The sequence below is a fragment of the Phenylobacterium sp. genome, assembly GCF_030693805.1.
Lineage (GTDB): Bacteria > Pseudomonadota > Alphaproteobacteria > Caulobacterales > Caulobacteraceae > Phenylobacterium.
This window is the reverse complement of record NZ_JAUXZW010000146.1, coordinates 1-9,304: the sequence shown is the minus strand read 5'-3', so window position 1 is coordinate 9,304 and position 9,304 is coordinate 1. Positions and strand designations below refer to the sequence as shown.

Here is a 9,304-nt window from a genome sequence, read left to right as displayed (position 1 = left end):
CGGCGGCGCTGGCCGCGACGTTCGCGCTGATCAAGGCGACCGGCGTCGGCGAGGCGCGGCTGCTCAGCGGCCTGGCGTCGGGCGCCGACGAACTGGCCGCCGCGGCCTGGCGCGAGGCGGGGCTGGGGCCGGTGCACGCGGTGCTGCCGTTCCTTGACGATCCCGACGTCTCAAAGGTTGGTCCGGGCGGTCTGGCCGACGGTGTCACCCTGCTGGACGGCGCGGCGGCGGAAGCCCAGGGGCGCAATCCGCACCTGAAGCAAACGCGGCTGATCGTCGAGGCGGCCGACCTGGTGGTGGTGGTCTGGACCGGCGGTCCGGCGAAGGGCGCCGGGGGCACCGCCGACGCGGTGCTCTGCGCGCTCGAGGTCGGTCTGCCGGTGTTGTGGATCAAACCGATGGAGCCGCATCCGATCCGGCTGATCCGCCCCGAGCGGTTGCCGGGGGATTTCCACTTTCCGGAGTTCCAGGAGCTGCTGGAGCGCGGCGGGCTGGACCACGTGGAGATCGCCACCGAGGACAGTCTGCGCGAGCTGCTGATGCCGGCCGCGGCGACGCCGGCCCCGCCGCGCGAGCCGGTCGCCGGGTGGAGGGCCAAGCTCGACGAGTTCCTGCACCGCTCGCTCTGGCGGACCTACGCGACGTTCCGCAGCCTGCTGGGGGGACGCGTGGACATGTCGGCGCCCGACGTGCCGGTCCCGGCCAGCCTGGCCGCCCAGCCGGGCTTCGTCCTGCTCAGCGAGGTCTATCTTCGGGCCGACCGCATCGCCAACCGGCTGTCGGCGATCCACCGGTCTGAACTGGTGCTGCTGGTGCTGGCGATGATCACCGCCGCCCTGGTCGGCTCCGCGCCGGCGGTGTGGCCGGAGTTCAAGGTGACCGCGGTCTGCATCGAACTGGCGCTCAGCGCCCTGGGCCTGCTGGTCTGGGCGACCGCCCGGGACGCCCGCCAGCACGAACGCTGGAGCGAACAGCGGTTCCTGGCCGAACAGATCCGGCTGGCGCGCGCCGGCTGGGTGATCGGCGTCGGCGGCGCGACGCCCGGGGCGGTGAAGCTCGACAATCGTCCGGGGCGCGAGGCCGCGCGGCTGGCGGGATTGCCGAACGGGCCCTTCGACGCCGAGCGCGTGCGCTCATGGGGCGCCTGGGCGATGAACGAGCTGGTGCAGGGACAGGCGGCCTATCACCACGCGATCAGCATCAGGGAGGCGCGGATCGCCCATCGGATCCACATCGTCGAGGATGTCAGCCTGCTGTTCCTGTTCGTGGTGTTCGCGCTTTACGTCACCGTGCACGGGTTCGGCTTCGGGCACGACCTGCCGCACTGGATCTCCGGCGTGGTCTCGATGACCGGCACCGTGGTGCCCGCGGTGGCGGCCGCCAGCATCGCACTGGAGGCCAAGCTCGAATTTCAGGAACACAGCGCGCGCAGCCGCCGGATCGCCAACACCCTCGACAGCCTCGCAAAACGCCTCGGACCGGCGCCATCCTACAGCGTGCTTCAGGACGTCGGACGCGCCGCCGTCAACGTCCATCTCGCCGAATCCAGCCACTGGCGGGATGGCACAGATCGTAGGCGCCTGTTCCGTCTGTGAGTCGCCGACGCGGTCACTTAGGCATAATTTACCGCGTTAACCGAATATTAAGGTTGCGTTTTTTGTTTCCACGGTCCTACGAATTGAGCAGCTCATTCGGGGGATGGGATTGTTGTAATGTCCGCCAGTATATTCATTAGCTTTGCGTCTAAGGACGTGAAGGTGGCGACAACGCTGTGTTCAGCGCTGGAAAGCCGTGGGTTCGCCTGCTGGATTTCCGCCCGCGACATCCAGCCCGGCGAGAATTTCCAGGTCTCGATCGTCCAGGCGCTGCGGCGCGCGAAGATCATGTTGCTGGTCTTCACTGCGAATTCCAACACCTCCGAAGAGATGACCAAGGAGCTGGCGCTGGCCAGCCAGCAGAAGCTGATCGTCATCCCGCTGCGCATTGAGGACGTCACGCCGAACGACGCCTTCGCCTACGAATTCGCCACCCGGCAGTGGATCGACGTGTTCTCCGATTGGGAATCGTCGATCGACCAACTGTGCCGCCGCATCGGCCGAGCGCTGGAGGGCCATGCCGTTGAGGCGCCTTCCCAGGCCGCGACGCCCGCGCCCGTCATCGCACCCGGCATCACCCCCTCCAAGCCGCGCGTCGCCAAGGCTGCGCCCGTTGAGGAGCCCGAGGTCGAGGCCGAGCCCGAGGAGGCGTTCGACCCCTACTCCACGTCGCTGCCGGTGCTGGCCAACGACGACACTGAAGTCGAGGTGGAGTACGAAGACGCGGAAGATGAGGCCGACGACGAACACCAGGCGTCGGCCCGCCGTTCGCCCGGACTATTGCGTGCGGCCCTGGTAGCCGCCGGCGTCGCCGCCCTGGCGGTGATCGGCCTGGCGACGCCGAAGTTGCTGGGCGGCAAGCACGCGCCGACGGTCCAGGTCGCCGCTGCGCCGCCGCCGGTCGCGGCGCCCGTGCAGGCCGTCGCCGCGGCCCCGGTTCTGCTGGCCGCTCAGGCGGTGCTGGTCGAGGACGAGAAACCGGTCGCCCGCCCGAAGCGCAAGGCCGTCCCCCGCGATCGCGAAGTCGCCGCGAAGAAAGATCCGTCGAACGACATCCCGTTCTGACGCGGACCTGCCCGGCCGACCCCCGCCGCCAACCCACTGAGGACCCAGGCGTTTCTATTGTAGCTGAGCCTGAACCGCCCAAAGTCCTCCGGCCCGCCAAAACACGCAAAAACCTGGGTCACCGCTTTCGCGGGGATCTAGCTGGGCGCGGATCTAGTCGAAGCCGCGCATTTCGGCCCAGACGTCGAACGGGTCACGGCTGGCGCGCAGGGTGTTGATCGCGTGCGCCTCGTCGCGATAGCCCAGCGCCATGCCGGAGAACACCATGTGGTCGTCCGGCAGGCGCAGGAAATCGGCCACGGTGCGCCAGTGGTTGGCCCAGTATTCCTGCGGGCAGGTGTCCAGCCCCCGCTCCACGGCCAGCAGCATCACGCTCTGCATGAACATGCCGAGGTCCGCCCACTGCGGCGGGCCGAGATTGCGGTCGAGGCAGAAGAACAGGCCCACCGGCGCGCCGAAGAACTCGGCGTTGCGGGCGAGCTGGCGCAGGCGCGCCGGCTTGTCCTCGCGCGGGATGCCGATGGACCGGTAGAGGTCCTCGCCGTTCTGGAAGCGCCGCGTGCGGAACGGGTCCCACAGGTTGGCCGGATAGACGGCGTATTGGGGCGGCTGGCCTTGAGGGTTCGCCGCGACCTGGGCCTTGAATTCGGTGAGCGCCTCGCCGGCCAGGGCATAGACGCGCCAGGGCTGCAGGTTGCCGCCGGACGGGCTCTGGGCCGCGGCCTGCAGGATCTCACGCACCAACGCGCCCGGCACGGGGTCGGTCTTGAAGGCGCGGATGCTGATCCGGTTGGCGACGGCTTCGGACACGTTCATGGGCGGGCGCTCCTTTGCGCGGCTTGACCAGGGTGGCGGCGCATCGCAAGCACGGACCCTGGGGGTGACGCAAGGAAGCCGCGCGTGAACGCCAAACGTGCCCGCACCCGTGAACCCAAGGCGCCGCGCCGCGGCCTGTTTGGCCGCATGATGCGCACGCTGTTCACGCTGGTGGTGGTGTTCGGGTTCATCGGGCCGGTGCTGGTCACCGCGGTCTATCGATTCGTGCCGCCGCCGATCACCTATCTGATGATTGAGCGTACGGTCGAGGGGCGAGGCTTCGACCGGCGCTGGCGGCCGCTGGAGCGGATCTCGCCCAGGCTCGTCCGGGCGGTCATCGCGGCCGAGGACGCGCACTTCTGCGACCACCACGGCTTCGATTTCGCGGCCATGGAAAAGGCGATGAAGAACAACGAGCGGCGGCCGAACAAAATCCGCGGCGGGTCGACAATCTCGCAGCAGACCGCCAAGAACGTCTTCCTGTGGCCGCAGCGCTCCTACGTGCGCAAAGGTCTGGAGGCCTATTTCACGGTGCTGATCGAGTTCCTGTGGGGCAAGCCCAGGATCATGGAGGTCTATCTCAACTCCATCGAATGGGGCCCAGGCGTCTATGGCGCGGAGGCCGCGGCCAGGCGGAATTTCGGGGTCGGCGCCGACAAGCTTTCGCCGGTGCAGGCGGCGCGGCTGGCGGCGATCCTGCCCAGCCCGTTGAAATGGCGCGCCGCGACGCCCGGACCGAAGATGAAGCGCCGCTCGGGAAAGATCGGGGCCGCGGCGGGAACCGTGCGCCGCGATGGTCTGGCGGCCTGCGTGCTGCGTTAGTCACGGATCGGGCGGCCATGGGCCGCGCGGCGATCAAGGAGCTGCCCCATGCGCATCGGCGTCCCGCGGGAGATCAAGCCTGACGAGCATCGCGTGGGGCTGACCCCCACCGCGGCGCGGGAATATGTGGTGCATGGCCATCAGGTGGTGGTGGAGACCGGAGCCGGGGCCGACGCGGGTTATCCAGACGAGGCCTACAGGCGCGCCGGCGCGACGCTGGAGGCCAGCGCCGAGGCGGTGTTCGCCACCGCCGGCCTGATCGTCAAGGTGAAGGAGCCGCAGGCCCAGGAGTGGGCGCGGCTGAAGCCCGGCCAGATCCTGTTCACCTACCTGCACCTGGCGCCCGATCCCGCCCAGGCCCAGGGGCTGCTGGATTCAGGCTGCGCGGCGATCGCCTATGAGACGGTGACGGATGCGCGGGGCGGGCTGCCGCTGCTGGCCCCGATGTCGGAGGTGGCCGGGCGCATCGCGGTATTCTCCGCCGGGGAGACGCTGCTGAAGCACAATGGCGGCATGGGGCTGCTGCTGTGCGGGGTGCCGGGCGTGCCGCCGGCCCGCATCTGCGTGCTGGGCGGCGGGGTGGTCGGCATGAACGCCGCCCGCATGGCCGCGGGCCTCGGCGCCGAGGTGGTGGTGGTCGAGCGCTCGATTCCGCGCATGCGCGAGTTGGACGACATGTTCATGGGCCGCATCCTCACCCGCTACTCGACCCTGGACGCGGTGGAGGAGGAGGTGTTGAAGGCCGACGTGGTGATCGGCGCGGTGCTGACCGCGGGAGCCGCCGCGCCCAAGCTGGTGCGCCGCGAGCACCTGGCGCGGATGAAGACCGGCTCGGTGCTGGTCGACGTGTCCATCGACCAGGGCGGTTGCTTCGAGACCAGCCGGCCGACCACGCACGCGGATCCGACCTATGTGGTCGACGGCGTCGTGCACTACTGCGTGGCCAACATGCCGGGCGCAGCGCCCCGCACCGCCTCGGAGGCGCTGGGCCACGCGACCCTGCCGTTCGGCCTGGCGCTGGCCGACCACGGCCTGGAGGCGCTGAGGGCCGACCCGCACCTGGCCAGGGGCCTGAACGTCCTCGCCGGTGACATCACCCACCCGGCGGTGGCGGAGGCGCTGGGGAAGCCGTTCGTCGATGCGTATGGGGCGTGGGGGCGGTAAAGTGGACGCCCCTTCCCAATCCGCTCATCCTGGCGAAAGCCGGGACCCAAGCGGGCTGTCAGCGCGCAAACCGCAATCCGTTTGACCTCAAGTAAGCGACCGTCGCGCTAGCGGCGGGCAGCGGCTTGAATCCCATGGAAGATGCGAGCCTGGCGACCCGGACCTGTCAAGGACCGGCCTGCGGCCGGCCGCGCCGCGGCGAGCGCTGCACGCTCGTCCTTGAGAGGTCCGGGACGCCAGGCAAAATGCTCGCCATGGGATTCAAGCCGAGGCGACGCCGGTCGGCGCCACCTTCAGGGGTGAGGCGACGCCTCTCCACCTCTCAGAACGTCATGCTCGGGACAAGCCCGAGGATGACGTCGGTGGCGTGGAGGAGGCCGGGCGTGACTTCGCCGCCCTAACTCACGCCGCCCAACGGGCGAGGTCCTGACGGCCGCCTAGGAGGGCGAGCACCGTCTGGACGCCGAAGCCGGGGTCGGCGTCGTGCATGGCGTCGTAGACGCCGCGGGCGAAGGCGAGGTCGGCGGGGGTGCGGACGCGCCAGTCCATCTCCGACCAGTTGCGCGGCGCCCGGATGGTTTCCTGCGGGAACGGCGCGGGGCGGGTGCGCAGCCAGCGCATGGGCGAGCTTTCGGCCGCCGCCTCGGCGTCCATGCCGGAGGCCGCGCGTCCCAGCGCGTGGGCGCTGGCGGCCTCGACCTCAAGGCCCTTGGGATAGGTCGGCTCCAGGATGTTGGAGACGTAGGCGGCGCGGGTGGATCGCGCGGTCGCCACCGCCTCGTCGATCAGGGCGGGGTCGATGAACGGGGAGTCGGCCTTCAGGCGCACGACGATCTCGGCGCCGCCGGCGGCCTCCACGCAGCGCATGAAGCGGTGTTCGGAGTCGTCGCGGAACACCGCCTGGCCGCGGCTGATCAGGACGGTGGCGAGCGGGTCGTCCACGGGCCGGGTGGAGGTGGCGACGATCACCCGGTCGACGCTGCGCGCCATGCGGATGCGCTCGACCTGTCGCCAGATCAGCGGCTGGCCGCGCAACGGCGCCAGCGCACGGTCGGGCAGATCGGGGACGCCGGCGCGCGCCTGTAGAATGGCGATGATCATCGAAGAAGGCTCCTTCTGAGCCAGGGAGAGGGTCGACCGCTAGATCAAGCGGCGGCCCATTGGCCACGGTCCAGGGCGGCGGGATCGTCCAACGCCATGTCGTCCCAGTCGAGATCGGGGGGCGGGCGCATGGCCGCGGCGACGACGGCCGACATCTCGGCGGCCGAGGAGACGCCCACCAGCACGGCGGAGGCTTCGGGACGCGACAAGGCGAAGCCCAGCGCGGCCTGCAAGGGGTCGCTGCGGCCTTCGGCGATCAGCCGGCGGGCGCGCGAGATGCGGCTGGCGGCCGACTTCAGGTGCGACGGGGCGCGATCGGGCGGCAGGAACAGCAGGCCGTTGAGGAAGATCGAGCGCAGGTGCACCTCGACGCCCATGGCGGCGAGTTCGGCCAGCGAGCCGTCGACCAGCAGACGTTGGTCGAGCAGGCTGGCCGGCGCCTGGACGATGTCCGGGCGGAAGCGGCGCGCGAGGCCGACGGGGTCGTCGGACGCATAGACCGACATGCCGATGCGGCGGCACAGGCCCTGGTCGCGCAGGTATTTCAGGCGGTCCCAGAGCGCCAGGCCCTGAGGCCCGAAAAGGTCGGTGGCGGTGGGCGCGAGGATGGCGTCGCAGCGCTCCAGGCCCAGGCGGCGCAGCTGCGCGCGCAGCTCGGCCTCGACCACGTCAGGACCGCGGTCCGGCCGCACGGTCGACAGCACGACGCGGAACGGCACGGGGCGCGGCATGATCCCGCCGACGATGGTTTCGGCCTGAGCGGAATGGCCGGTCAGTTCGAAGACGCCCAGGCCGGCGCGCGCGGCGATCGACAGGATGTCGCGCGCTTCGACGTCACGGCCACGCCCGCGGCCGGCGGCCGGAAGCTGGTCGAGGGCGAACTGGCCGGAGCCCAGTCCAAGCTTGGAGAGCGGAGCGTTCATGGCGGGCATCATGACCGCCGAGCCTAAAGAACCCGTATCTGGAACCTTGCCGCCAAGTTAAGCTGAGACATGCCGCAAGCGCTTCCAGACTGGCCGTTGTTCGGCCTGGCCGACGATGTCCGCCCTGCGCTGGCCGCCGCCAAGGCCGCCGATGCGCCGGCCGCGCTCGCCACCCTGACCGTCGTCGAGGGCGGCGGGCCGCGCCCGCCTGGTACGCAGATGGTGTTCGCTGAAGGCATCGTCGCCGGATATTTTTCGGGCGGCTGCATCGAGGCCGACGTCGCCGCCCATGCTGAAGCCTGCCTGGGGGACCACGCCCCCCGCACTCTCGTCTATGGCGAAGGCAGTCCGTGGCCGGACATCCGGCTGTTGTGCGGCGCGCGCATCGAGATCTTCGTGGAGCGGGTGGCGGCGGACGATCCGGCGCTGGCCGCGCTGCTGGGGCTCACCGAGCGGCGGGAGCCCGCGATCTGGGTCAGCGACGGACGACGGCGCGCCTGTACGCCGCCGGCCGCGGTCCGTTTGTGGCCGGGCACGGTGTCGCGTCGCTACGAGCCGGCCTTGCGGTTGGTGGTGGTGGGCGGCGATCCGGCGGCGCTGGCGATCGCGATGCTCGGCGCGCAGTCAGGCTTCGAGACCACGTTGGTGCGCCCCAAGGGTCCGCAGACCGCGCCCCTGCCGGGCGTCGCCTATCGGCGGGACGAACCCAGCGAAGCGCTGGCGGCGATCGGGCTGGATCCCTGGACGGCGGTGGCGGTGGCCTCGCACGACATCGAGCTGGACGAGGCGGCCCTGGTCTCCGCCCTGCCGTCGCAGGCCGCTTACGTCGGCCTGCTGGGCGCGCGCGCGCGTCTGCCGGAGCGCCTGGCCCGCCTGCGCAGCGCTGGAGTCACGGCCGAAGCCTTGGCGCGGCTGCATGCGCCGATCGGCCTGGACATCGGCGGCAAGGCGCCGTGGGAAGTCGCCGTCTCGGTGATCGGAGAGATCATGGCTCAGCGCTATGCGCGCGACAGCGCCAGCACGTCCACCAGATCGCCGGCCGCGGCGGCGGGCGCGCCCGCCTGACGACGCAGCAGGGCGTCGGCCTGGGCGAAGACGGTGATCAGCGAAGAGTCCTGGTCGCGATAGGGCAGGACGGTGAGGGCGCCGTCGGCGTGGTCGAGACGGGCGCGCATCCAGTGCTCTCGCGGGCCGTTGGCCGGTAGCGGCGCGGTCAGCCGGGCGCTGGCCAGGACCGGTTCGGCCGCTGCGCCCTGGTAGGCGGCCAGGATGGGCTTGAGGAACAGCTCTGCGCAGACGAAGGCCGAGGCCGGATTGCCCGGCAGCCCCAGCAGGCGGCGGCCATCGTCCAAAACGCCGAAGAAGGTGGGCTTTCCGGGACGCACGGCGACGCTTTCGACCTTGATCGTGAAGCCCAGGGCGTCGGCGGCGACGCGCACCAGGTCATGGTCGCCCACCGACGCGCCGCCGATGGTGACGATGAGGTCGGCCTCGGCCTCGCGCAGAGCCTCGACCATCGCCTCCAGGGTGTCGCGGACAGGGCGATCGCGGCGGACGCGTCCGCCACAGTCCTCGACCAGGGCCGACATCGACGGCGAGCCGGAGTCGTAGATCTGGAAGTCGCCCGGGGTGGCGGGGGCCTCCACGATCTCCTCCCCGGTGGACAGCACGGCGACGCGCGGGCGGGCGGCGACGCTCAGGCGATGGCGGCCGGCGGCGGCGGCCAGCGACAGCCGCCAGGGATCGATCCGCACGCCGGCGCCGAGCAGGGCCTGACCGGCGGTGAAGTCGCCGCCGCGCGGGCGCACGTTCTGGCGC

9 protein-coding genes are annotated in these 9,304 nt (G+C 70.8%); 5 read left to right on the top strand and 4 right to left on the bottom strand.

The window, feature by feature from the left end:
* Both Q8M88_RS06425 and Q8M88_RS06420 read left to right on the top strand, forming a co-directional pair.
* The coding region (locus tag Q8M88_RS06425; RefSeq protein ID WP_305595545.1) for a hypothetical protein at positions 1-1,595 on the top strand (1,595 nt) is incomplete at its 5' end.
* A gap of 117 nt (positions 1,596-1,712) precedes the next feature.
* Entirely contained in the window at positions 1,713-2,660 is a 948-nt protein-coding gene (locus Q8M88_RS06420) for a toll/interleukin-1 receptor domain-containing protein (protein WP_305595543.1), read from the top strand.
* A gap of 153 nt (positions 2,661-2,813) precedes the next feature.
* Here the strand turns inward: Q8M88_RS06420 and Q8M88_RS06415 are convergent, their stop codons facing one another.
* Entirely contained in the window at positions 2,814-3,476 is a 663-nt protein-coding gene (locus tag Q8M88_RS06415) for a nitroreductase (RefSeq protein WP_305595541.1), read from the bottom strand.
* A gap of 150 nt (positions 3,477-3,626) precedes the next feature.
* Here Q8M88_RS06415 and mtgA point away from each other — a divergent pair, with 150 nt between their 5' ends.
* Both mtgA and ald read left to right on the top strand, forming a co-directional pair.
* Positions 3,627-4,298 (top strand): monofunctional biosynthetic peptidoglycan transglycosylase, encoded by a 672-nt coding sequence (gene mtgA / locus Q8M88_RS06410; RefSeq protein ID WP_305595547.1) that lies wholly within the window; start codon positions 3,627-3,629, stop codon positions 4,296-4,298.
* A 48-nt stretch (positions 4,299-4,346) separates the two neighbouring features.
* Positions 4,347-5,462 (top strand): alanine dehydrogenase, encoded by a 1,116-nt coding sequence (gene ald, locus Q8M88_RS06405; protein ID WP_305595539.1) that lies wholly within the window; start codon positions 4,347-4,349, stop codon positions 5,460-5,462.
* 402 nt (positions 5,463-5,864) lie between these two features.
* Here the strand turns inward: ald and Q8M88_RS06400 are convergent, their stop codons facing one another.
* Positions 5,865-6,563, bottom strand: a complete 699-nt coding sequence (locus Q8M88_RS06400) for a cytidylyltransferase domain-containing protein (RefSeq protein ID WP_305595537.1) — start codon at positions 6,561-6,563, stop codon at positions 5,865-5,867.
* Positions 6,564-6,607: 44 nt separating this feature from the next.
* Positions 6,608-7,486 carry a bifunctional regulator KidO gene (locus tag Q8M88_RS06395; protein ID WP_305595535.1) on the bottom strand — a complete coding sequence of 293 codons (879 nt, stop codon included), beginning with the start codon at positions 7,484-7,486 and terminating at the stop codon, positions 6,608-6,610.
* A gap of 69 nt (positions 7,487-7,555) precedes the next feature.
* Between Q8M88_RS06395 and Q8M88_RS06390 the strand changes: the two genes are divergently transcribed.
* A complete protein-coding gene (locus Q8M88_RS06390) occupies positions 7,556-8,551 on the top strand; it encodes an XdhC family protein (RefSeq protein ID WP_305595533.1) in 996 nt (331 codons plus the stop codon).
* Here the strand turns inward: Q8M88_RS06390 and Q8M88_RS06385 are convergent.
* The coding region (locus Q8M88_RS06385; RefSeq protein ID WP_305595531.1) for a molybdopterin molybdotransferase MoeA at positions 8,485-9,304 on the bottom strand (820 nt) is incomplete at its 5' end. The two genes, Q8M88_RS06390 and Q8M88_RS06385, sit on opposite strands and share 67 nt — an antisense overlap.